Raw genomic sequence first — 22054 nt, forward strand, 5'->3', positions numbered from 1 at the left:
CCGGGATTACGGCCACGCAGGGCCGGGAATCCAACGAGCGGTCTCCGTCAGCTCGTCACTATGCCAGTGACAGCCGACAGATACAGGAATCCAGCCAAAGGTGCCGACGCTCGTCGCCGGATTCCGGGTTCGCCGCTCCGCGGCGCCCCGGAATGACCGAGTGGCGGCGCCCGCGTTCCCGCCACGCCGCGCGAGCCCCCGGACAAGCGGGGCGGGGCGCTCTATATGACCCCCATGCAGAAGTCCCTCCAGAATCTCGACCCCGATCTCGACCCCGGCCCGGAGACCGACGACGATGCCGAGGCGACGCTGCCCGAGCTGCCGGACCCGGACAGCGAGGCCGAAGCGGCCGAGGCCGATGCCGGCACCCTGCAGGCCGGACGCGAGGTGATCGCCCGCCACGCCCGGCTGGCGCCGGCGGCGCCCGGCGTCTACCGGATGATCGGGGCCGGCGGCGAGGTCCTCTATGTCGGCAAGGCCAAGGACATCCGCCGCCGCGTCGTCTCCTACACGCGGCCGACCGGCCTGTCGGCCCGCATCGCCCGGATGATCGCCGCGACCGTGTTGCTGGAGTTCGTCTCCACCGCGACCGAGACCGAGGCGCTGCTGCTCGAGGCGAACCTGATCAAGCGCCTGCGGCCGCGCTTCAACGTGCTGCTGCGCGACGACAAGTCGTTCCCCTACATCCTGATCGCGCAGGACGGGCTGCCGGCCCAGATCTGCAAGCATCGCGGCGCCCGCAACCGCAATGGCGACTATTTCGGCCCGTTTGCCGCCGTCAACGCCGTCAACCGCACCATCACGGCGCTGCAGCGCGCCTTCCTGCTGCGCTCCTGCACGGACGCCGTCTACGAGAGTCGCACCCGGCCGTGCCTGCTGCACCAGATCAAGCGCTGCTCGGGTCCCTGCACGGGCGAGATCGCGCCGGACGACTACGCCGTGCTGGTCGGCGAGGCCAAGGCGTTCCTCTCGGGCAAGAGCCGCGCCGTGAAGGAGGAGCTGGCGAAGGAGATGGACGCCGCCGCGGCCGCGCTCGACTTCGAGCGCGCGGCGGTGCTGCGCGACCGCCTCGCCGCGCTCGCCGCCGTGCAGTCGCACCAGGGCATCAATCCGCGCGGCGTCGAGGAGGCCGACGTCTTCGCCATCCACCAGGAGGGCGGCTTCTCCTGCGTCGAGGTGTTCTTCTTCCGGGCCGGCCAGAACTGGGGCAACCGCGCCTATTTCCCCAAGGCCGACCGGACCCTGTCGGCCGAGGCCGTGCTCGCCGCCTTCCTGGCCCAGTTCTACGACGACAAGCCGGTGCCGCGGCTGCTGCTGCTCTCCCACGACGTCGAGGAGTGCCGGCTGCTGGCCGAGGCGTTGTCGCTCAAGGCCGGGCACCGGGTCGAGGTGGCGGTGCCGCGCCGCGGCGAGAAGAAGGATCTGGTCGACCACGCCGCCGCCAACGCCCGCGAGGCGCTCGGCCGCAAGCTCGCCGAGACGGCGTCGCAGCAGCGCCTGCTGGAGGCGCTGGCCGGGGCCTTCGGCCTGCCCCGCATGCCGCGCCGCGTCGAGGTCTACGACAACAGCCACATCCAGGGCTCGAACGCGGTCGGCGTCATGGTGGTCGCCGGCCCCGAGGGCTTCCGCAAGAGCCAGTACCGCAAGTTCAACATCCGCTCGACCGACCTCGAGCCCGGCGACGACTACGGCATGATGCGCGAGGTGCTGGAGCGGCGCTTCAAGCGGCTGCTGGGGGAGGGCCGGGGCGAGGCGGGGCCGCCAGACGTCGGCGACGGAAATGCAAGTCAGGGGACCGGGGCGCCGGTTGCCCCTCCCCCCGCGCGCGGGGAGAGGGTGGCTCGCCTCGAAGAGGCGAGCCGGGTGAGCGGGCCTCTCGGGGATACGGAGGCGCCCCCTCACCCGGATTCGGCGCTGGACGCGCCGAATCCGACCTCTCCCCGCGTGCCGGGAGAGGTGAACGAGGCGTTGCCGCCCGGCCCGGAGACCATCGAGACGCCCGCCGGTCCCGACCCCGACGGCGAGCCCGCCGAATCGCCGTGGCCGGACCTGGTGATCATCGACGGCGGGCCGGGGCAGCTCGCGGCGGCGACCGCGACCCTCGCCGGGCTGGGCATCGACACCGTGCCGCTGGTCGCCATCGCCAAGGGGCCGGATCGCGATGCCGGGCGCGAGCATTTCCACATGGCGGGGCGCGCACCGTTCCGGCTGGCGCCCCGCGACCCGGTGCTGTACTTCGTGCAGCGGCTGCGCGACGAGGCGCACCGGTTCGCCATCGGGTCGCACCGGGCGCGCCGCAAGCGCGACATCAGGGAGGCGGGACTGCAGGAGATCCCGGGCGTCGGGCCGGCCCGCAAGCGGGCGCTGCTGCGCCACTTCGGCACCCTCAAGGCGATCGAGCGCGCCGCCCCGGCCGATCTCGCCCACGTGCCGGGAATCAGCGACGAGACGGCGCGGCGGATCTACGATTTTTTCCACGACTCGTCGGGCCGAGGCTGATCTGCACCCGGAAGGCTGTTAGAGGACGACGCCAGAGGCTATCTTCACCGCCATGGACATCGCGACCACCCGACCCCTGCCGGCCCGGCCGTATTCCCTGCCGAATCTGCTCACCTACGGGCGGATCGCCGCGGTGCCCCTGGTGGTCGCCTGCATGTACGGGCAGATCATCCTGGAGGGCGGTATCTGGCTGCGCTGGGTGGCGCTGGCGCTGTTCGTCGTCGCCGCCGTGACCGACTTCCTCGACGGCTGGCTCGCCCGCTCCTGGGGCCAGCAGTCGAGCTTCGGCCGCATGCTCGACCCGATCGCCGACAAGCTCCTGGTGTCGTCCTGCCTGCTGATGCTGGCCGCCGACCACACCATCTACGGCTGGTCGCTGTGGGCCGCCATCATCATCCTGTGCCGCGAGATCCTGGTCTCGGGCCTGCGCGAATACCTGGCCGAGCTGCGCGTCTCGGTGCCGGTGACCCGGCTCGCCAAGTGGAAGACCTCGCTGCAGCTCGTCGCCATCGGCTTCCTGCTCGCCGGCGACGCCGGCGACGACCTGGTCGCCACCAACGCCTATCTCGGGTTCCCGCTGGTCACCTTCGCCGGGCTGACGCTGCTGTGGATCTCGGCCCTGCTGACCCTCTACACCGGCTACGACTACTTCCGCGCCGGCCTGCATCACCTGATCGACGAATGATCCGGACGACGTGTTCCCTTGGTGGTCATTCCGGGACGGCGCGGAGCGCCGGACCCGGAATCCAGCCCCGGTCTCCGCGTTCGCCGCTGGATTCCGGGTTCGCGCCCACGGCGCGCCCCGGAATGACGGAGAACGATCCTTCGGAATACGCATGAGCATGAAGGTCCTGTACTTCGCCTGGGTGCGCGAGCGCGTCGGCAAGGCCGAGGAGGAGATCGTGCCGCCGGAGGGCGTCGGCACGGTCGCCGAGCTGATGGACTGGCTCGCCGGCCGCGGCGAGGAGTACGCCCATGCCTTCGAGAACCGCCGCGTCATCCGCGCCGCCCTCGACCAGGCCCATGCCCGCCCCGATTCGCCCATCGCCGGCGCCCGCGAGATCGCCTTCTTCCCGCCCATGACGGGGGGGTGAGGGGGAGGGGGGCGACAGGGGGGCGACAGGGTGATGCGCTGTCCTTCCCTCTCCTCTCGCTCGGAGCTCGGGGTGGCCCCCTCACCCGCCCTCGCGTTCCGCGAGGGCACCCTCTCCCGCGAGGGGAGAGGGAAGAAAGCAGCCGTGCCGAGCCGCGAGGGCCGAGTTCATGACCGTCCGCATCCAGCGCGAGCCGTTCGACGCCGCCGCCGAGGCGAAGGCGCTCACCGCCGGGCGTACCGACATCGGCGCCGTGGTGACCTTCACCGGCATCTGCCGGGGCAGCGACGACGGCGCCCCGGTCGCCGCGATGACGCTCGAGCACTACCCCGGCATGGCCGAGGCCGAGATCGAGCGCCATGTCGGCGAGGCCGGGACGCGCTGGCCGCTGCTCGGCGTCACCGTGATCCACCGCGTCGGCCGCCTGCTGCCGGGCGACGACATCGTGCTGGTCGTCACCGCCGCGTCGCACCGCGGCGACGCCTTCGCGGCGGCCGAGTTCCTGATGGACTGGCTGAAGACCCGCGCCCCCTTCTGGAAGAAGGAGGAGCGCCCCGGCGCGACCGGCTGGGTCGCCGCCCGCGAGGCCGACGACACCGCCGCGGCGCGCTGGGAGAGCGGGACGGGGACGTAGCGCGCAGAGTGGCAGAGCGCCTTGCCTCTCCCCGCGCGCGGGGAGAGGGACGGTACGGCGCTGCCGCAGGCCTCCCGCACCCGCCGACGCGCGAAGCCCGCGGTTGACGCACGTCAAGGTGTTGCGCCGCAATAAGGCACAGATGGCTCCGAGAGGGGGCCGTCATGACCGAGAGCAGGCAGAAGCTGGCCGGGTTGCTTCTCGGTGCGCTCGGCGTCGTCTACGGCGACATCGGCACCAGCCCGCTCTACGCGCTGCGCGAGACCTTCGCGGGCCACCATCCGATCCCCGTCACGCCCGAGAACGTGTTCGGCGTGCTGTCGCTGGTGTTCTGGACCGTGATGCTGCTGGTCACGGTCAAGTACGTCCTGATCATCATGCGGGCCGACAATCACGGCGAGGGCGGCAGCCTCGCCCTGCTGGCCCTGGTCACCGATCTCACCCGCGGCATGCGGGTCTCCTATCCGCTGACCCTGCTCGGCATCTTCGCGGCGGCGCTGTTCTACGGCGACAGCATGATCACGCCGGCCATCTCGGTGCTCAGCGCCGTCGAGGGGCTCGAGGTGATCGCGCCCGAGCTCGAGGCCTACGTGGTGCCGACCACCGCCGTGGTGCTGGCCGGGCTGTTCCTCCTGCAGAAGAAGGGCACCGGCGCGGTCGGCATGCTGTTCGGCCCGATCATGCTGGTCTGGTTCGCCGTGCTGGCGGTGCTCGGGGTGATCAACATCCTGGCGCATCCGGGCGTGCTCGCCGCGCTGGCGCCCGGCTACGCCGTCGCCTTCGTGGTCGGGAACCCGCTCGCCGGCTTCTTCGCGCTCGGCTCGGTGGTGCTGGCCGTCACCGGCGGCGAGGCGCTCTACACCGACATGGGCCATTTCGGCCGCGCCCCGATCCGGCTCACCTGGTTCGGCTTCGTGCTGCCGGCCCTGATGCTGAACTATCTGGGCCAGGGCGCGCTGCTGCTCGACAACCCGGCCGCCGTGACCAACCCGTTCTACCGCCTGGTGCCGGACTGGGCCGTCGCGCCGCTGATCTGCCTCGCGACGCTCGCCACCGTGATCGCCTCGCAGGCCGTCATCTCGGGCGCCTTCTCGGTCGCCCGCCAGGCCGTGCAGCTCGGCCTGCTGCCGCGCATGACCATCGTCCACACCTCGGGCGCCGAGGAGGGGCAGATCTACGTGCCCTTCACCAACTGGACGCTGGTGTTCGCCGTCATCGCGCTGGTGGTCGGCTTCCAGTCGTCGAGCAATCTCGCCGCCGCCTACGGCATCGCCGTCACCGGCACCATGATGATCGACACCATCCTGGTCGCCTTCGTGATGCTGTATCTGTGGAAGTGGCCGCGCCTGCTGGTCGCCGTCCTGATCGGCGGGCTGCTGCTCGTCGATTTCGCCTTCTTCTCGGCGAACTTCATCAAGGTGACGCAGGGCGGCTGGTTCTCGCTGTTCATCGCCGTCCTGTCGTTCACGGTGCTGACCACCTGGCGGCGCGGCCGCGCCCTGGTGCGCACCCAGCTCGGCAAGCAGTCGGTGCCGCTCGAGGCGGTCATGCGCTCGCTCGGGCCCGACATCTCGCGGGCCAAGGGCACGGCCGTGTTCATGACCTCGACGGCCGACGGCGTGCCGGCGGCGCTCCTCCACAACGTCAAGCACAACCAGACGGTCCACGACCGCGTGCTGCTGGTCACCGTCAAGACGGCCGAGACGCCCTATGTGGCGGAGGCCGAGCGGGCGAGCGTCGCCGCGCTCGGCGACGGCTTCTGGCGGGTGCTGATCCGCTTCGGCTTCATGGAGTCGCCCGACGTGCCGGCGGCGCTCGCGACCCTGCGCGACCAGGGCGTCGCGCTCGACCCGATGCGCACGTCCTACTTCCTCAGCCGCGACACCATCGTGCCGAGCCTCTATCCGGGCATGGCGGTATGGCGCGAGCGCCTGTTCGCCTTCATGGCCCTGAACGCGACGCGCGCCACCGTGTTCTTCAAGATCCCGACCGAGCGGGTCGTGGAGCTGGGGACGCAGCTGGAGATCTGATGCCGAGTCCTCGTGTCCCGGGCTCGCGGCTTCGCCGCGCCCCGGGACGAGCGGGCCTGTCGGACGGGACCGTTCGAGGCGGTCCGACTATCACGTCGCGTCTGCAGCGCGCCGCCGTCCTTCCCTCTCCCACGAGGGGAGAGGGTGGGGAAGAGCCGGCCGCTACGCCGCGGCGGCCTTGGGCTGGGTCTCGGCCGTGTAGTCGTCCATCAGCTGCTTGGTGATCTGGCCCGGCGTGAACCGCCAGTCGGCGATCTCGGCGACGGCCGTCACCTCGGCGGCGGAGCCGGTGATGAAGCACTCCGAGAAGCCGGTCAGCTCGTCCGGGAGGATCCGCCGCTCGACCACCTCGATGCCGCGGCGCTTCGCCAGCTCGATCACGGTCTGCCGGGTGATGCCGTCGAGGAAGCAGTCGGCGATCGGCGTGTGGATCACCCCCTCCCGGACGAAGAAGATGTTGGCGCCCGTGCACTCGGCGACGCGGCCCTGCCAGTCGAGCATCATGGCGTCGGCGTAGCCGCGGCGTTCCGCCCGGTGCTTGCTGATGGTGCAGATCATGTAGAGGCCGGCCGCCTTGGCGAGCGACGGCGCCGTCTTCGGGTCGGGCCGGCGGTACTCGGCGAGATCGAGCCGGATGCCCTTCAGCCGCTCCTCCGGGTTGAAGTAGCTCGGCCACTGCCAGCTCGCGATGGCGAGGTGGATGGTGTTGCTCTGCGCCGACACGCCCATCATCTCCGAGCCGCGCCAGGCGATCGGCCGAACATAGGCGTCGCGGAAATTGTTCTTCTCGATGACCAGCCGCTTGGCCGCGTCGATCTCGGCGACCGACCACGGGATCTCGAAGTCGAGCACGCTCGCCGAGCGCTTCAGCCGCTCCGAATGCTGCGTGCACTTGAAGATCTCGCCGCCGTAGCAGCGCTCGCCCTCGAACACGGCGCTCGCGTAGTGAAGGCCATGGGAGAGCACGTGGAGGGTCGCCTCGGTCCACGGCACCAGCTTGCCGTCGTACCAGATGACCCCGTCGAACTTGTCGAATGAAATGCCCATGGCAATCTCCTGAACGTCGGCCGCGCCGGGCGCGGCATGCTCCTGTGTGCCGACGCGCCGCGCGCGCCGTGGTCGTGCCGTTGCTTTGCGTCGTGCCGGGAGTCCCGATATGGTCGCGCGGACATCAGACCGCGCCGGGATCGGCATGGCAACCGGGTCGCGCGAGCACGATCGTTTCGCGAACCCCGGTGTTCAAGTAACAATCAAACCGAAATATGTCAACATGGCTGACATAAATGTCCGAGCAACGCCGCCCCGAGCCCTGAGCATGGATCAGGCCGCGGGCGCGCAGCCGGGGGCTCCCGCCGGGGCTGCGGCGGGCCCCGCCGCGGATCCGCCCATGTGGGACATCATCGAGCTCTTGTACTTCGCCTACAGGGACTTCGTCGGCGATCCCGACAGCGTGCTGGCGACCTTCGGGTTCGGCCGGGCGCACCACCGGGTGCTCCATTTCGTCGCCCGCAACCCCGGCCTCAAGGTCGCCGAGCTGCTCGACATCCTGCGCATCACCAAGCAGTCGCTCGCCCGCGTCCTCAAGCAGCTGGTCGACGAGGGCTTCGTCGAGCAGCGCGAGGGCGAGACCGACCGCCGGCAGCGCCGCCTGTTCGCCACGCCCAAGGGCGAGGCCCTGGCGCTGCGCCTCGCCACCCAGCAGACCCGCCGCATCCGCCGGGCGCTCGCCGAGCTCGGGCCCGAAGGGCACGCCCAGGCGCGGCGCTTCCTGGTCGGCATGATCAATGCGGGCGGGCGCGACGAGGCGCTGCACTTCGTCGACCAGACGACGGGCGTGCCCGGCCGTCGCTGAGCGGGAGACCGGCATGAGCGAACCGCAACCGGGCGCACCGCCGGCGATCCCGCCGGACGACGCCCCGCATCTCCTGGTGGTCGACGACGACCGCCGCATCCGCATGCTGCTGTCGCGCTACCTCACCGCCGAGGGCTACCGCGTCACCACGGCCGAATCGGCCGCCGACGCGCGGGCGAAGCTCGGCGGGCTGTCGTTCGACCTCCTGATTCTCGACGTGATGATGCCGGGCGAGACCGGCTTCGAGCTCGCCCGCTCGATCCGGGCCGACTCCAGCGTGCCGATCCTGATGCTCACCGCGCGGGCCGAGAAGCAGGACCGCATCACCGGGCTCGAGATCGGCGCCGACGACTACGTGATCAAGCCGTTCGAGCCGCGCGAGCTGTCGCTGCGGGTCGCCTCGATCCTGCGGCGGACCCAGCCGCCGGCGGTGGCGGCGCCGGCCGAGCAGGTGCGCTTCGGCCCGTTCGTGTTCGACCTCGGCCGCGGCGAGCTGAAGAAGGGCGACGAGATCGTCCACCTCACCGACCGCGAGCGCGAGATGCTGCGCCTGCTCGCCGCCGCGCCGGGCGAGACCGTGACGCGGCTGGCGCTGGCCGGCACCGGCGCCGCCGCCGGCGAGCGCGCCGTCGACGTCCAGGTCAACCGCCTGCGCCGCAAGATCGAGAGCAACCCGGCCAATCCGCTGCTCATCCAGACCGTCCGCGGCATCGGCTACCGGCTGGTGGTGACATGACCGCGGGCGGGCGGCGCCATGGGGGACCGGGCGACCCGGCACTCGACAGGAGAGGCCGCCGGGTGGGGCTCTCCCCCTCTCCCCGACCCTCCCCCACGAGGGGGGAGGGGACGCAGGAGCCGAAGCGCTGGTCTGCTCTGATCCGTCCGTCTTCGGGTCATGCTGATCCGACCACGCGCCGCAGCGTGCTCCCTCCCCCCTCGTGGGGGAGGGTCGGGGAGAGGGGGAGAGCCACGACCTCCGCGCCAGCCGGCGCGAGCCTCTGCATGCCCCCTGCGGTTCGCAGGCCGCGGCCATGACCACGATCGACGGCGGCCTCGCACGGCTGCGCAGCGCCGCCGGCCGGGTCGCCGCCGCCGCGGGGCGGGTGGCGTCGGTGTGGGACCGCGTCGGCCGCGCCCTCAAGGGCGTGCTGCCGACCCGCCTCTACGCCCGCACGCTGCTGATCATCATCGCCCCGATGGTGATCCTGCAGTCGGTGGTCGCCTTCGTGTTCATGGAGCGCCACTGGAACACGGTGACGCGCCGCCTCTCCGCCGCCGTGACTCAGGACATCGCGGCGCTGATCGACGTCTACCAGTCCTATCCGCAGGACGCCGACTACACGACGCTGCGCCGCATCGCCCAGCAGCGGCTCGGCCTGGTCGTCGACGTGCTGCCCGGCACCGGGCTGCCGCCGGTCGGGCCGAAGCCGTTCTTCTCGCTGCTCGACCAGGCGCTGTCGCGCGAGATCAGCCTGCAGATCGGCCGGCCGTTCTGGATCGACACGGTGGGGCGCTCGTCGCTGGTCGAGATCCGCATCCAGCTCGATCGCAACGTGCTGCGCGTCTTCGCCCGCCGCAACGCCGCCTATGCGTCGAACTCGGAGATCTTCCTGCTGTGGATGGTGGGCACCTCGCTGGTGCTGATCACCATCGCGATCCTGTTCCTGCGCAACCAGATCCGGCCGATCCTGCGGCTCACCGAGGCAGTCGAGAGCTTCGGCAAGGGCCGCGACGTGCCGAACTTCGGGCCGCGCGGCGCCCAGGAGGTGCGGCGCGCCGCGCTCGCCTTCATCGAGATGAAGCGCCGCGTCGAGCGCGCCATCGAGCAGCGCACCACCATGCTGGCCGGCGTCTCGCACGATCTGCGCACCGTGCTGACGCGGTTCAAGCTCGAGCTGGCGCTGCTCGGCGACGGGCCGGAGCTCGACGCGCTGAAGAAGGACGTCGACGAGATGGCCCGCATGGTCGAGGCCTATCTCGCCTTCGCCCGCGGCGATTCCGGCGAGCAGGCGGAGCCGACCGACATGGCCGCGTTCCTCGACGAGCTGAAGGCCGACGCCGAGCGCGCCGGCCACCGCACCAGCGTCGCCTTCCACGGCCATCCGATCGTGACGGTGCGGCCGCACGCCTTCCGCCGCTGCCTCGCCAACCTGGTGTCGAACGCCGCCCGCTTCGCCGGCGAGATCGCCATCACGGGCCACCGCGACCACCGCTGGCTCACCGTCACGGTCGACGACGACGGCCCCGGCATCCCGACCGCCTCGCGCGAGGACGTGTTCAAGCCCTTCCTGCGCCTCGACGACGCACGCAACCAGGACGAAGGCGGCACCGGCCTCGGCCTCGCCATCGCCCGCGACATCGTCCGCTCCCACGGCGGCGACATCACGCTGGGCGACAGCCCCCTCGGCGGGTTGAGAGCGACGGTGCGGATTCCGGTGTGAGGGGATCGCAGGCCGCAGCCGCAGCTCCTTCGCAGCAGCTCCTTCGTAGCCCGGGCGGAGCGCCAGCGGCGGCCGGGAGGGGCCGTGCCGCTAGTCCCGGGTTTCGCCGGCTCGCCCCGCGCTACCCGTCCACGCTTCGCCCGGCCTCGACGCCCGGTCGCCCGGTCGCTCGGCTGCCGATCGCCTCGGGCGGCGCATCGACGGCTCTTGAATTAAGAAACTCTTCAGTTTACGAATTCGGCGCACTGCCGCGGAGCGCCGATGTCCGTTCGCTGTCTGACTGTCCTGCTGATGGCGACGACGCTGGCGTCGTGTGCCTCGGCGACCCTGACCGAGAGCGGTCAGCTGTCCTCCTATGCCGGCCTCCAGACGAGCAACGGCGTGCTCACCCGGGCGAAGGTGCGGGCCGAGAAGGACGCCGTGCTGGCCGCCCGGGCGGTCAGCCTGACCCCGGCCGTGGTCGCGGCGGAGGCTGCGGCCTCGGGGCTGTCGCCCAAGGAGCTGCGCCTCGTCGGGAATGCCATCGACCGGGCGCTGTGCCGTGACCTCAGCCGGCGTTTCGTCATGGTCGACAGCGGCCAGCCGGCCGATCTCGTGCTGACCGTGGCGATCACCCGGATCGAGAAGACCGACACGACCGCGGCGGGCGCCTCGGTGGTCACCGGGATCGGCAGCAAGGTGGCCGGAGCCGTCACCGGGGCGCCGGTGCCCTCGATGCGGATTCCCATCGGGCTCGGCGGCCTCTCCGTCGAGGCCGAAGCCAGGGATCGGACCGGGCATCAGGTCGCGGCGCTCATCTGGGCCCGCGGGGCCGACATGTTCACGACCAAGGCGCGGGTGGCGAGCGACGGCGACGCCCATCAGCTCGCCGCGGAGTTCGCGGCCGACTTCGCCAAGCTGATCGTCACCGGCGACGACCCGATGGCGGCGTCGGCGCCCAGCGTCCCCTCCACCGAGCGGATCGGCGAGTATTTCGGGGCGGAGGCCAAGTCCGCCGCGTGCCGCCGCTTCGGCAAGGACCCGGGTCTCGGCGATACCCTCGGCGGCGCCATCGGCCTGCCGCCCGAGTGGACGGACAAGGGGCCGGCGGACCCGTGACCGCCGCCACCGGGCCCCGTTCGTAGCCCGGGCGGAGCGCCAGCGACGGCCGGGACGGGCCGTGCCGCGGATCCCGGGTTTCGTTTCATTCGACCCGGGCTACGACGCCGGTGGCTCCGCCCCCACGCCCTCGATCGCGGCGACCATCGCGGCGACGGCGGCGTCCGGCGCGAGGCCGGCGTCGCGCACCAGGGTGCGCCAGGTGAAGAAGCTCAGCGCCACCGCCAGCATCGCCTGCTGCATCGGGTCGAGCCCGTCGCCGAGCACCGCGCGGCAGGTCGCCATCGGCGGCCCGAGGCGCAGCTCGTTGACCTCGCGGGTCAAGGCGTGGTGCTCGGCGTCACGCAGCACGCAGCCGGCCAGCGCCGCATTGCGCCCGTACCAATCGTAGAGCGCCGTGAGCCCGGTGCGCAGCCGCTCGCGCCGGTCGGCGATCGCCCGCCACGGCGCCGCGTCGGGCAGCGGATCGCGCTCCATCGTCAGGCCGGAGCAGGCGAGGAGCAGGCTGCGCTCGTCGGGAAAGTGGGCATAGAGCGTGTGGCGCTGCACGCCGGCGCGCTCCGCCACCATGCTGAACGTGGTCTGGGCCGGGCCGACGCTGCCGTGCAGGTCGACCGCCGCCTCGACGATGCGCAGCCGCGTCTGCGCCTGCTGCTCGGCGCGGCGCTTGAGCGTGTAGGGACGGGCCATTCGCGATTCCGATGCACGATGTCGTGTAGTCAATATTGACGGGAGCGGCAAAGTTCGATACACGAGCTTGTGCACCCAAATGAGGCGAAAGTCCACGGGGCGGGGACACGTTCGAACCGGAGGAGACGAGACCCATGGAGACCCGCGTCACCGAGATCGCCGACGCCATCTACCGGCTGTCGACCTTCGTGCCCGACATCGCGCCGCCGGCCGGCTTCACGTTCAACCAGTTCCTCGTCCTCGGCGACGAGCCGCTGATGTTCCACACCGGCCTGCGCAAGATGTTCGGGCTCAACCGCGCGGCGCTCGCCCGCATCCTGCCGCCGGAGCGGCTGCGCTGGATCACCTTCGGCCACTTCGAGGCGGACGAGTGCGGCGCCATGAACGAATGGCTCGCGGCGGCGCCGCAGGCGACCGCGGCGCACGGGCAGACCGGGTGCCTGGTGTCGCTGAACGACTTTTCCGACCGGGCTCCGCGCGTGCTCGCCGACGGCGAGGTGATCGACCTCGGCGGCAAGCGCGTGCGCTTCATCGACACGCCGCACACCCCGCACGGCTGGGACGCCGGCGTGCTGTTCGAGGAGACCACCGGCACGCTCCTGTGCGGCGACCTGTTCACCCAGCTCGGCGACGACCGCGCCGTCACCGACGGCGACGTCGTCGGCCCGGCGATCGCGGCCGAGGACATGTTCCGCTACTCGGCGCTGGCGCCCGGCATGGGCCGGACGATCCGCAGCCTCGCCGCGCTCGCGCCGCGCACGCTCGCCCTCATGCACGGCCCGTCCTTCACGGGCGACGGCACCGCTGCCCTGCACGCGCTGGCGGACGACTACGACCGTCGCGTCACGGACGAGGTCGCCGAGGCGCTCCGCGCCGCCGCCTGACGCCGCCGCGCCGATGTTCGTAGCCCGAGCGGAGCGCAGCGACGGCCGGGACGGGCCGTGCCGCGGATCCCGGGTTTCGCGGGCGCGACCCGGGCTGCAGGCTCAGGTGGCAAGCCGCCCGACCGTCCGGCGCCCTTCGCGGAGAAAAACTTTCGCCGTCGCCACCGTCGCGCGACGGTGCGCCGGCGACGGACGACGGCGGGGGAAAAATCCGGCGGCGAGGCGGGTCGACGCGGACGGCGAGGCGTCGCGGCGAGGGCGGCGAGGCGTCGCGACGGCGGCCGGCGGATTCCGCTCGGGCGGGCTTGCGAAAAGAGAAAAAATTCCTATAATGGATCCGTCCTGCTCGTCGAGGGACGTCGACCGGTGACGTCGGGCGGCGGAGCAGGCCGGGGTGGGGTCCTTGCGGGCCGTCCCCGGTCGCCGGAGCTCCCGGGAAAGCCGGCCGGCGAATGCGGCGCCTGCGGGTCCGGCCTCGTCCGCCGGGCTCCCGGGGGTTTTCGGGGCTCCGCCCTCCGGGCACCACGACCCGGGCGCGAGGAGCATCGCTGAAGAGGCGTTCGGCCCGGTCGGCCGGACGCTGCAAGCGCGGCCCGATCACCGAAAATCGCCGCGGTGGAGCGCCGGGAGGCGGGCGCATCGACGTTTCGATGCGCGCCGCGCTTCCACGAGCGCGGATCCGGTGTGGCGCCTCCCGGCGCTCCGCCTCCCTCGGCCCGTCTCGTCGGGGCCGGGCACGGGTCATGGGCACACCCCGGGCGCGGCGCGCGTCGCGGGAGCGATGGAGGCGTGGGATGCTTGCCGGCGCGGCCTGTCTCGGTGTCCGGGGCATCGCGAACGCCGTCGGGCCGCGGTGCGGTTGGCCGCCGGCGACGGCTGGTGTAACGCGTCCCCGAAACCGGGCCGCCGGCGCGACGCGTGTCCCGGTCCGGTCGGTTCGCAGGGGTTCAGTCGCATGAATGGTGCCGAAAGCCTCGTTCGCACGCTGGTGGCGAGCGGCGTCGAGGTCTGCTTCGCCAATCCCGGCACGTCGGAGATGCATTTCGTCGCCGCGCTCGACACGGTGCCGGGGATGCGGGCCGTGCTGTGCCTGTTCGAGGGCGTCGCCACCGGCGCGGCCGACGGCTACGCCCGGATGGCCGGCAGGCCCGCCGCGACGCTGCTGCATCTCGGGCCCGGCTTCGCCAACGGCATCGCCAACCTGCACAACGCCCGCAAGGCGCGGGTGCCGATCGTCAACGTGGTCGGCGACCACGCGACCACGCACCAGCGCTTCGACGCGCCGCTGACCGCCGACGTGGCCGCCATGGTGCGGCCGGTGTCGCACTGGGTCGAATCCTGCCGCGACGCCCGTAGCGTGGCGGCCGCGGCGGCGCGCGCCGTGCAGGCGGCCCGCGAGGCGCCGGGCCGCATCGCCAGCCTGATCCTGCCGGCCGACACCGCCTGGTCGCCGGCCGCCGGGCCGTCGCCGCGGCTGCCCGTGCACGCTCCGGCGCCGGTGTCGGACGCGGCGGTCGCCCGCGCGGTCGCGGCGCTGCGGGCCGGCCGCACGGCCCTGCTGCTGCGTGCCGAGGCGCTGCGCGGCGACGGGCTCGCGGCAGCCGGCCGCATCGCCGCGGCGACCGGTGCGCGGCTCGTCTGCGACACCTTCGCCCCCAGGATCGAGCGCGGCGCCGGGCGGGTGCGGGTCGAGCGCCTGCCGTACCGGCCGGAGCCGGCCATCGCGATGCTGTCCGGCACCGAGACGCTGATCCTGGTCGGCACCCAGGCGCCGATTGCGTTCTTCGGCTATCCGGACCAGCCGAGCGAGCTGACGCCGCCCGGCTGCACGCCGCTGGTGCTGGCCCATCCGCACGAGGACGGCGCCGCGGCGCTCGAAGCCGTCGCCGACGCGCTCGGCGCGGTCGCGCCGGCGCCGGTGGCGCCGTTCCGCATCCCGGAGCGGCCGCCGGCCGGGCGGCTCGATCCCGGCTCGCTGATGCGGATCGTCGGCCGCCACCTGCCCGACGACGCGATCGTCAGCGACGAGAGCATCACGGGCGGCTTCCAGCACTACGCCGTGCTCGACACCGCGGCGCCGCACGACTTCCTCAGCCTCGCCGGCGGCGCCATCGGCGACGGCCTGCCGGTGGCGACCGGCGCCGCCGTCGCCTGCCCGGACCGCAAGGTGGTGGTGCTGCAGGCCGACGGCAGCGCCATGTACACGCTGCAGGCGCTGTGGACGCAGGCCCGCGAGAGGCTCGACGTGGTGACGATCGTCTACGCCAACCGCGCCTACAAGGTGCTGATGGACGAGTTGCGCATCGTCGGCGCCGCCGAGGGGAGCGGCAAGGCCCAGGCGCTGTTCGACCTCGCCGACCCGGTGCTCGACTGGGTGCGGCTCGCCGAAGGCATGGGAGTCGAGGCCGTGCGGGTCGACGAGACCGGTGCCTTCGAGGACGCGCTGGCGTCCGCCGTCGCGGCGCGCGGGCCGCGCCTGATCGAAGCGGTGGTATGACGGGATGTCTTACGGTTGCGCTTCTTGCATGGCGGGCATGCGGATCAGGAATCAATCCGTTGCACTACGCTCGTTTTGTGGGCGCCCTGCACGCGAAGTGCGCGAGGCGCACGCGAGCGACCACCGCTCCCCATATCGGCAGTCGCTTTCGCCGCGGCCGGTGTCCCGGGGGGAATTTCCTTGAAACAGCACGACAAGCTTCTGCTCGGTTTCGTACTGGGCGTGGCCTTCGGCCTGATCGGCTATTACTGGCTGCCGGCCAAGGACTACGCGTTCATGACCACGTTCAGCGAGGTCATGACGTTCGTGGGCGCGACCTTCCTGCGCCTCATCTTCATGGTGGTGGTGCCGCTGATCCTGTCGGCCCTGATGCTCGGCACGATGGAGCTCGGCAAGGGCGCCGGCCTCGGTCAGGTGGCCGGGCGCTCGCTCCTGTTCACGGTGCTGCTCAGCGGCACCTCGGTGATCATCGCGGTCGTCATCACCAATGTCCTGAAGCCCGGCGCCGGCCTCGTCTTCGACAAGGTGGCGCTGGCCCAGAACGCCGGCGTGCTGTCGATCCAGAAGAACGCCATGGCGACCCAGGCGAAGCCCTGGTACCAGTACTTCGTCGACCTGCTGCCGCAGAACCCGATCGACTCGGCCGCCCGCGCCTTCTCGGGCGAGATCGTCGCCGTGATGGTGTTCGCGCTGTTCTTCGGCTGGGCGCTCTCCCGCGTCATCCAGTCCGACGACCATCCGACCAAGCAGGTGCTCGAGTCGATCTTCCAGGCCTGCATGAAGATCATCGGGCTCGCCATGATGATCGCGCCCTACGCGATCTTCGGCATCGTCTTCAACACGGCCTACCGCATGGGCGCCGGCTTCCTCGGCAACGTCGCCTACTACGCGCTGGTCGTCGTGATCGGCCTCGCGCTGCAGTTCCTGGTCGTCTACAGCCTGTTCATCTGGGGGGTGGCGCGCACCAATCCGCTGCGCTTCTTCGCCCAGTGCAAGGACGTCTATCTCTACGCCTTCACCACGGCGTCCTCCAACGCGACCCTGCCGGTGGCGATGGCCTGCGGCGAGAAGATCCTGCGGCTGCCGCCCAAGATCGTCCGCTTCGTCCTCACCATCGGGGCGTCGGCCAACCAGAACGGCTCGGCCCTGTTCGAGGGCGTCACCGTCATCTTCCTGGCGCAGGTGTTCGGCATCGACCTCACCATCGGCCAGCAGGTCGTGGTGGTGCTGATGTCGATGCTGGCCGGCGTCGGCACGGCCGGCGTGCCGGGCGGCGCGCTGCCGCTGATCGTCGTGGTGATGGTGCAGGTCGGCATCCCGCCGGAGGGCATCGGCCTCGTCCTCGGCGTCGACCGCTTCCTCGACATGTGCCGCACCACCCTCAACGTCGCGGGCGACCTCGTGATCGCCAAGCTGGTCACGGCGACGGTCGACGCGAAGACGCTCGCCTCGCTGAACGACGAGCCGACGACCGAGGCGGCCGCCTGACGGCGCCGCCGCGCCCGATGCGAAAAGCCCTCCGGACGCGAGTCCGGAGGGCGCTTTCGTCGTCGGAGCTCAGGGCGAGCCCCCGATCACACCGCCACGGCGGCGTCGCCGTCGGAGACGTCGGTCGAGCGCAGCGGGCGCGGGCGGCGGCGCGGCGTGCAGCCCGGGATGAAGCCGCACACCCGGTCGAAGATCCCGGAGAGCTGCTGGCCGCGGCCCAGCGCCCGGTCGAGCGCCGCCATGGTGCGGGCGTGGCCGGGCTCGTCGTCGTCCAGGAAGGTCGACATCACATTGGCGTAGAGCAGGGCGAGGCCCTGGGCGCGGATGAGGCCGGTCGGGCCGGAGGAGGGGATTTCGGCCCCGGCCAGCATCCACTGCATGGAGGTGACGCCGAAATTGTTGAGCGCCAGCGCGAGCGCCGGGTTGGTCCGGGCCGACTGCAGGATCGAGCGGATCGCCTCCTTGTAGGGCGACAGCGCCTCGAAGCGCCGCATCAGCACGTCGAACAGCCGCTCGCGGGTCGGCTCGTCGCTCATGTCGTCGTGATCGGCGTCGAGGACCTCGCGGTCGATCTCCTTGATGTGGGCGGCCAGGATCGCGAGCTTGGAGCCGAACTGGCCGCGCAGCTCGGCCAGCGACACGCCGGCGCGGCCGGCGATGTCGCCGAAGCCGATCGTCTCCCACGGCTGCTCGGCGAGCAGCTCCATGAACGCCTCGATCATCCGGCCGCGGGGCGTGCCGATGCGGCCGGGCTTCTTGCGGGCGCGCTCCTGCCCGGTGGCGCCGCTGCCGGTGTCCTCGGGGATGTTCTCGTCTCCGCCGCTCGCGGGGGGACCGGGCTTGCGCGCCATGGGCTGCTCCTCTGGCTGAATGAGCTCCCAGTCTATGTAATTCCCCGCAGGCGAGGGTGCCAGGGCCGTGCTGCGGCGCGGCGTCTCACCCCCGCGCCGTCCGTGGCGTCACCCCGCCAGCTCGCGCGAGCGCTTGGTGGCGGCGGCGATCGCCTTCTCCAGCAGCGGGTCGAGGCCGTCGGCGGCCATCAGGACGTCGAGGGCGGCGGCGGTGGTGCCGCCCGGCGAGGTGACGTTCTTGCGCAGCGTCGCCGCGTCGAGCGGCGAGCGGTACAGGAGCTCGCCGGCCCCGGCGACGGTCTCGCGGGCGATCTTCCGGGCGAGGTCCGGCGGCAGGCCGGCCGCCACGCCGGCCCGGGCGAGGCTCTCGGCCAGCAGGAACACATAGGCCGGTCCCGAGCCCGACACCGCCGTCACGGCGTCGATCAGGTCCTCCTCGGCGACCCAGTCGACCTTGCCGGTCGCCCCGAGCAGGTTCTGGGCGAGCGTCCGGCCGGCCGCGGTCACGGCGGCGTTGGCGACCGCGACCGTCATGCCGCGGCCGATCGCGGCCGGCGTGTTGGGCATCGCTCGCACGGCCGCCGTGCCGGGCCCGAACACCTGCGTGAGGAACCCCAGCGTCCGTCCGGCCATGATCGAGATCATCACGCCGCCGTGGCCGGCCAGCGGGGCGAGCGGCGGCAGCGCCTCGGGCGCGGTCTGCGGCTTCACGGCCAGCACCACGGCCTCCGGCTTCAGGCCCGCCGGGTCGGGATTGAGGCGCAGCCCGGCGATCGCCTGGGCGGCGACGTCGGCCGAGGGGTGCGGCTCCAGCACCACGATCTTCCGCGGGTCGAGGCCGAGACGGAGCCAGCCGTCGAGCAGCGCGCCCCCCATCTTGCCGGCCCCGACCAGCACGATCGGTCCCTTCAGCCCGGCGAGCGGGCCGGCGCCGGCCGCGGCGGCCCTGGTCTTCGGCTTCGGATCGGATTTCGGCTGGGGCATGGCAGAGCAACCTTTCGGACGGCGGCGCCGGGCGGACCGGCGCGCCGGAATCACGTTGACCGCCGGCCGGGGCTTCGTCCACAACCCGGTCGCATCGGTCCCGTGCGGCTCGATCGGACACTCCGCGCCGATTGGCAAGAGTCCCGATGGTTCGACCCGCGGGCGACATGGCGGACACTCACGCAGGACATTGGGGCGAGTATGGCCAAGGCGGTTCTGGGCATCATCGGCGGATCCGGCATTTACGACCTCCCGGGTCTGGAGAACGTGGTCGAGAAGCGGATCGAGAGCCCGTGGGGCGAGCCCTCCGGCCCGCTGGTCATGGGCGAGGTCGCCGGCCTGCCCATCGTCTTTCTGTCGCGCCACGGCACGGGCCACCGGATCTCCCCGTCCGACATCAACTACCGGGCGAACATCGACGTCCTCAAGCGCGTCGGCGTCACCGATATCGTCACGCTGTCGGCCTGCGGCTCGTTCAAGCAGGAGCTGCCGCCCGGGACATTCGTGCTGATCGACCAGTTCGTCGACCGCACCTACAGGCGCGAAAGCTCGTTCTTCGGCACCGGCTGCGTCGCCCATGTGTCCATGGCGCATCCGATCTCGCCGCGGCTGCGCATCCACATCGCCGAGGCCGCCCGCGCCGAGGACATCGGCGTGGTGCACGACGGCACCTATGTGTGCATCGAGGGTCCGCAGTTCTCCAGCTACGCGGAGAGCATGACCTACAAGCAGGCGGGCTATTCGGTGATCGGCATGACCAACATGCCGGAGGCCAAGCTCGCCCGCGAGGCGGAGATTTGCTACGCCTCGATCGCGATGGTGACCGACTTCGACTGCTGGCACCCCGACCACGACGCCGTGACGGTGCAGGACATCGTCAAGGTGCTGGTCGAGAACGCCGAGAAGGCGAAGCGCCTGGTGGCGCGTCTCGCCCGCGACTTCCCGCGCGAGCACGAGCCGTGCCCGATCGGCTCCGACCGCGCCCTCGACAACGCCCTGATCACCGCACCGCAGGCCCGCGACCCGGCGCTCCTGAAGAAGCTCGACGCGGTGGCCGGGCGGGTGCTGAAGGGCTGATCGCGCATCGGGACCGCGCTCGCGTGCCTCCCCCGCGTGGCGGGGAGAGGTCGTCGAAGGCGCGGCGAGAATGAAAGGAACGCATCATGGCCATCACGCTCGAGCCCATCGGCATCGTGCGCGGCGGGCGGGCCGAGGCGGTCGACGACGGCTGGGGCAATGTCGAGGCCGACATCGTGCTCGATCCGGCCCGGCTGAAGCCGGAGGCGACGCTCGGGCTCGCCTCGTTCAGCCACGTGGTCGTCGTCTTCCACATGCACAAGGTCGCCGAGGACAAGGTCGAGACCGGGGCCCGCCATCCGCGCGAGCGCACCGACTGGCCGCGGCTCGGCATCCTGGCCCAGCCGGCGCGGTCGCGGCCGAACCGCATCGGGGTGACGCCCGTCAGCCTCGTGTCGGTCGACGGCCTCACCCTGCGGGTGCGCGGCCTCGACGCCATCGACGGCACGCCGGTGCTCGACATCAAGCCCTGGATCCCGGGCTTCGCCCCGCGCGGCGTGGTCCGCGAGCCGACCTGGGTGCGCGACCTCATGCAGGGGTACTGGTGAGCCTCCCCGTTCCGGGCCCGCCGCTGTCCGGCACCCGGAACGGTGGTCCGGACCCTCACATGCTCCACCGGCGCATGAACATGTCCATGTGGCCGCCGAACAGGGCGGCGAAGACGGCGGAGAGGACGAATCCGATCACCGCCAGGATGATGGCGGCCGGAATTGCCGCGAGGCTGAGCTTGACGAGAAAGAACACCAGCCGGAAAAAGGGAATGCGGAGATCGACGATTACGATCTTCTGCGAGGTTTCGTCCATGGGGGGTCTCCGTTGCGATCGGCGCCATGCTTCGCCACTGCGTGCCGGGGTGCAAGAGTGAGCCGCCCTGCCAATCCCGTTTCCCACCCCCCTCGGGCCGAACGATGATCACCAGCACTACCGTCGAGAGAGACCTCAAGGCCGCGATCCGGACCATTCCGGATTATCCCAAGCCCGGCATCCTGTTCCGCGACATCACCACGCTGCTCAGCGACGCCTGGGCGTTCCGCCGCACCGTCGACGAGCTGGTCCAGCCCTGGGCCGGCATGAAGATCGACAAGGTGGCGGGCATCGAGGCGCGCGGCTTCATCCTCGGCGGCGCCGTGGCCCATCAGGTCTCGGCCGGCTTCGTGCCGATCCGCAAGAAGGGCAAGCTGCCGCACAAGCGGGTCAGCATCGCCTACTCGCTCGAATACGGGCTCGACGAGATGGAGATGCACGAGGACGCCGTGGTGGCGGGCGAGCGCGTCATCCTGGTGGACGACCTGATCGCCACCGGCGGCACCGCGGAGGGAGCCGTGAAGCTCCTGCGCCAGCTCGGCGCCGAGGTCCTGGCCGCGTGCTTCGTCATCGACCTGCCGGATCTCGGCGGTGCCGACAAGCTGCGCAAGCTCGACGTGCCGGTGCGCACGCTGCTCACCTTCGACGGTCACTGACCGGCGGTTCCGCCCCACCGGGGCGGTTCAGGGCGCCGGCGGCGAAAAGTCCGGCGGCGCCAGCTCGAAGCGGTCGAACAGGAACCCCGGCGCCACCGTGCAGCCGACCAGGGTCCAGGCGCCGAGGCTCTCGGCGGCCTGCCAGGCGCCGGCCGGCACCACGGCCTGGGGCCGCTCGCCGGCGGCGAGATCGGGGCCGAGCCGGTGCGTGCGGGCGGATTCGCCGTCCGCCGCGATCTCCAGCCGCAGCGGGCTGCCGGCGTACCAGTGCCACACCTCGGCGGCGTCGACCCGGTGCCAGCGCGAGCGCTCGCCGCGCGCCAGCAGGAAGTAGATGGCGGTCGACGCCGCGCGTCCCGGCCCGACCTCGACCGGATCGCGAAACGTCTCGCGGAAATGCCCACCCTCGGGGTGGGGCTCGAGCCCGAGCAGGTCGATCACGTCGGCGGCGGACCGGTCCACGAGCATCCGCTCC

Annotated in this window: 21 protein-coding genes; 15 read left to right on the top strand and 6 right to left on the bottom strand. The window is 71.8% G+C overall.

What is annotated here, in order from left to right; all coding sequences use genetic code 11:
* Positions 1-225 precede the first annotated feature (225 nt).
* The 5 genes from uvrC to J2S22_RS22135 all read left to right on the top strand — a co-directional run bounded on the left by uvrC (position 226) and on the right by J2S22_RS22135 (position 6257).
* Complete coding sequence (gene uvrC, locus J2S22_RS22115; protein WP_309244619.1) at positions 226-2499, top strand: excinuclease ABC subunit UvrC; 2274 nt, start codon at positions 226-228, stop codon at positions 2497-2499.
* Positions 2500-2551: 52 nt separating this feature from the next.
* Positions 2552-3184, top strand: coding sequence for a CDP-diacylglycerol--glycerol-3-phosphate 3-phosphatidyltransferase (gene pgsA, locus J2S22_RS22120; RefSeq protein ID WP_272777446.1), 633 nt, complete (start codon positions 2552-2554; stop codon positions 3182-3184).
* A gap of 157 nt (positions 3185-3341) precedes the next feature.
* Positions 3342-3593: a molybdopterin converting factor subunit 1 gene (gene moaD / locus J2S22_RS22125; RefSeq protein ID WP_272777451.1), complete on the top strand. Its 252-nt coding sequence runs from the start codon at positions 3342-3344 to the stop codon at positions 3591-3593.
* Between the two features lie 169 nt (positions 3594-3762).
* Positions 3763-4227: a molybdenum cofactor biosynthesis protein MoaE gene (locus J2S22_RS22130; RefSeq protein ID WP_272777445.1), complete on the top strand. Its 465-nt coding sequence runs from the start codon at positions 3763-3765 to the stop codon at positions 4225-4227.
* A gap of 164 nt (positions 4228-4391) precedes the next feature.
* Positions 4392-6257, top strand: a complete 1866-nt coding sequence (locus tag J2S22_RS22135) for a potassium transporter Kup (RefSeq protein WP_272777444.1) — start codon at positions 4392-4394, stop codon at positions 6255-6257.
* Between the two features lie 162 nt (positions 6258-6419).
* Here the strand turns inward: J2S22_RS22135 and J2S22_RS22140 are convergent, their stop codons facing one another.
* On the bottom strand, positions 6420-7304 hold the full coding sequence (locus tag J2S22_RS22140) for a branched-chain amino acid aminotransferase (protein ID WP_272777443.1): 885 nt from the start codon (positions 7302-7304) through the stop codon (positions 6420-6422).
* Between the two features lie 223 nt (positions 7305-7527).
* On the opposite strand from J2S22_RS22140, the gene J2S22_RS22145 reads away from it, so the two are divergent.
* From J2S22_RS22145 to J2S22_RS22160, 4 genes are all read left to right on the top strand, one after another.
* Entirely contained in the window at positions 7528-8109 is a 582-nt protein-coding gene (locus tag J2S22_RS22145; RefSeq protein WP_370878239.1) for a MarR family winged helix-turn-helix transcriptional regulator, read from the top strand.
* Between the two features lie 13 nt (positions 8110-8122).
* A complete protein-coding gene (locus J2S22_RS22150; protein WP_272777441.1) occupies positions 8123-8845 on the top strand; it encodes a response regulator in 723 nt (240 codons plus the stop codon).
* Positions 8846-9140: 295 nt separating this feature from the next.
* Positions 9141-10550 carry an ATP-binding protein gene (locus tag J2S22_RS22155; RefSeq protein WP_272777440.1) on the top strand — a complete coding sequence of 470 codons (1410 nt, stop codon included), beginning with the start codon at positions 9141-9143 and terminating at the stop codon, positions 10548-10550.
* A gap of 261 nt (positions 10551-10811) precedes the next feature.
* Positions 10812-11648 (top strand): DUF3313 domain-containing protein, encoded by an 837-nt coding sequence (locus J2S22_RS22160; RefSeq protein ID WP_272777439.1) that lies wholly within the window; start codon positions 10812-10814, stop codon positions 11646-11648.
* Between the two features lie 99 nt (positions 11649-11747).
* On the opposite strand, the gene J2S22_RS22165 is transcribed toward J2S22_RS22160, so the two are convergent.
* Complete coding sequence (locus tag J2S22_RS22165) at positions 11748-12338, bottom strand: TetR/AcrR family transcriptional regulator (RefSeq protein ID WP_272777438.1); 591 nt, start codon at positions 12336-12338, stop codon at positions 11748-11750.
* 134 nt (positions 12339-12472) lie between these two features.
* Here J2S22_RS22165 and J2S22_RS22170 point away from each other — a divergent pair, with 134 nt between their 5' ends.
* The 3 genes from J2S22_RS22170 (at position 12473) to J2S22_RS22180 (ending at position 17207) form a co-directional block, all read left to right on the top strand.
* Positions 12473-13222, top strand: a complete 750-nt coding sequence (locus tag J2S22_RS22170; protein ID WP_272777437.1) for an oxygen-binding di-iron domain-containing protein — start codon at positions 12473-12475, stop codon at positions 13220-13222.
* 955 nt (positions 13223-14177) lie between these two features.
* Positions 14178-15719: an acetolactate synthase large subunit gene (locus J2S22_RS22175; protein ID WP_272777436.1), complete on the top strand. Its 1542-nt coding sequence runs from the start codon at positions 14178-14180 to the stop codon at positions 15717-15719.
* 180 nt (positions 15720-15899) lie between these two features.
* Entirely contained in the window at positions 15900-17207 is a 1308-nt protein-coding gene (locus J2S22_RS22180; protein ID WP_272777435.1) for a dicarboxylate/amino acid:cation symporter, read from the top strand.
* Positions 17208-17293: 86 nt separating this feature from the next.
* Here the strand turns inward: J2S22_RS22180 and J2S22_RS22185 are convergent, their stop codons facing one another.
* A complete protein-coding gene (locus tag J2S22_RS22185; protein WP_272777434.1) occupies positions 17294-18058 on the bottom strand; it encodes a TetR/AcrR family transcriptional regulator in 765 nt (254 codons plus the stop codon).
* 108 nt (positions 18059-18166) lie between these two features.
* A complete protein-coding gene (proC, locus tag J2S22_RS22190; protein ID WP_272777433.1) occupies positions 18167-19042 on the bottom strand; it encodes a pyrroline-5-carboxylate reductase in 876 nt (291 codons plus the stop codon).
* 201 nt (positions 19043-19243) lie between these two features.
* Between proC and J2S22_RS22195 the strand changes: the two genes are divergently transcribed.
* Together J2S22_RS22195 and J2S22_RS22200 are read left to right on the top strand one after the other, a co-directional pair.
* Positions 19244-20119: an S-methyl-5'-thioadenosine phosphorylase gene (locus tag J2S22_RS22195; protein ID WP_272777432.1), complete on the top strand. Its 876-nt coding sequence runs from the start codon at positions 19244-19246 to the stop codon at positions 20117-20119.
* Between the two features lie 86 nt (positions 20120-20205).
* Positions 20206-20667 (top strand): SAM-dependent methyltransferase, encoded by a 462-nt coding sequence (locus J2S22_RS22200; RefSeq protein ID WP_272777431.1) that lies wholly within the window; start codon positions 20206-20208, stop codon positions 20665-20667.
* Positions 20668-20722: 55 nt separating this feature from the next.
* On the opposite strand, the gene J2S22_RS22205 is transcribed toward J2S22_RS22200, so the two are convergent.
* Complete coding sequence (locus J2S22_RS22205) at positions 20723-20923, bottom strand: hypothetical protein (RefSeq protein ID WP_272777430.1); 201 nt, start codon at positions 20921-20923, stop codon at positions 20723-20725.
* A 104-nt stretch (positions 20924-21027) separates the two neighbouring features.
* Between J2S22_RS22205 and J2S22_RS22210 the strand changes: the two genes are divergently transcribed.
* Positions 21028-21579, top strand: a complete 552-nt coding sequence (locus J2S22_RS22210) for an adenine phosphoribosyltransferase (protein WP_272777429.1) — start codon at positions 21028-21030, stop codon at positions 21577-21579.
* A 27-nt stretch (positions 21580-21606) separates the two neighbouring features.
* Here J2S22_RS22210 and J2S22_RS22215 read toward each other — a convergent pair whose 3' ends face one another.
* The gene (locus J2S22_RS22215; RefSeq protein WP_272777428.1) at positions 21607-22047 is read right to left on the bottom strand and encodes a cupin domain-containing protein; all 441 of its coding nucleotides are present in this window, start codon (positions 22045-22047) and stop codon (positions 21607-21609) included.
* Between the last annotated feature and the right edge of the window lie 7 nt (positions 22048-22054).

This window comes from Rhodoplanes tepidamans (assembly GCF_030813915.1).
Lineage (GTDB): Bacteria > Pseudomonadota > Alphaproteobacteria > Rhizobiales > Xanthobacteraceae > Rhodoplanes > Rhodoplanes tepidamans.

Coding starts and splice junctions, on each gene's coding strand:
- J2S22_RS22200 (WP_272777431.1), top strand. CDS start 20,206: ATGGCCATCACGCTCGAGCCCATCGGCATCGTGCGCGGCGGGCGGGCC.
- J2S22_RS22205 (WP_272777430.1), bottom strand. CDS start 20,923: ATGGACGAAACCTCGCAGAAGATCGTAATCGTCGATCTCCGCATTCCC.
- J2S22_RS22155 (WP_272777440.1), top strand. CDS start 9,141: ATGACCACGATCGACGGCGGCCTCGCACGGCTGCGCAGCGCCGCCGGC.
- J2S22_RS22160 (WP_272777439.1), top strand. CDS start 10,812: ATGTCCGTTCGCTGTCTGACTGTCCTGCTGATGGCGACGACGCTGGCG.
- J2S22_RS22195 (WP_272777432.1), top strand. CDS start 19,244: ATGGCCAAGGCGGTTCTGGGCATCATCGGCGGATCCGGCATTTACGAC.
- J2S22_RS22175 (WP_272777436.1), top strand. CDS start 14,178: ATGAATGGTGCCGAAAGCCTCGTTCGCACGCTGGTGGCGAGCGGCGTC.
- J2S22_RS22150 (WP_272777441.1), top strand. CDS start 8,123: ATGAGCGAACCGCAACCGGGCGCACCGCCGGCGATCCCGCCGGACGAC.
- pgsA (WP_272777446.1), top strand. CDS start 2,552: ATGGACATCGCGACCACCCGACCCCTGCCGGCCCGGCCGTATTCCCTG.
- J2S22_RS22135 (WP_272777444.1), top strand. CDS start 4,392: ATGACCGAGAGCAGGCAGAAGCTGGCCGGGTTGCTTCTCGGTGCGCTC.
- moaD (WP_272777451.1), top strand. CDS start 3,342: ATGAAGGTCCTGTACTTCGCCTGGGTGCGCGAGCGCGTCGGCAAGGCC.
- J2S22_RS22145 (WP_370878239.1), top strand. CDS start 7,528: ATGGCTGACATAAATGTCCGAGCAACGCCGCCCCGAGCCCTGAGCATG.
- J2S22_RS22170 (WP_272777437.1), top strand. CDS start 12,473: ATGGAGACCCGCGTCACCGAGATCGCCGACGCCATCTACCGGCTGTCG.
- J2S22_RS22130 (WP_272777445.1), top strand. CDS start 3,763: ATGACCGTCCGCATCCAGCGCGAGCCGTTCGACGCCGCCGCCGAGGCG.
- J2S22_RS22210 (WP_272777429.1), top strand. CDS start 21,028: ATGATCACCAGCACTACCGTCGAGAGAGACCTCAAGGCCGCGATCCGG.
- proC (WP_272777433.1), bottom strand. CDS start 19,042: ATGCCCCAGCCGAAATCCGATCCGAAGCCGAAGACCAGGGCCGCCGCG.
- uvrC (WP_309244619.1), top strand. CDS start 226: ATGACCCCCATGCAGAAGTCCCTCCAGAATCTCGACCCCGATCTCGAC.
- J2S22_RS22215 (WP_272777428.1), bottom strand. CDS start 22,047: ATGCTCGTGGACCGGTCCGCCGCCGACGTGATCGACCTGCTCGGGCTC.
- J2S22_RS22185 (WP_272777434.1), bottom strand. CDS start 18,058: ATGGCGCGCAAGCCCGGTCCCCCCGCGAGCGGCGGAGACGAGAACATC.
- J2S22_RS22165 (WP_272777438.1), bottom strand. CDS start 12,338: ATGGCCCGTCCCTACACGCTCAAGCGCCGCGCCGAGCAGCAGGCGCAG.
- J2S22_RS22140 (WP_272777443.1), bottom strand. CDS start 7,304: ATGGGCATTTCATTCGACAAGTTCGACGGGGTCATCTGGTACGACGGC.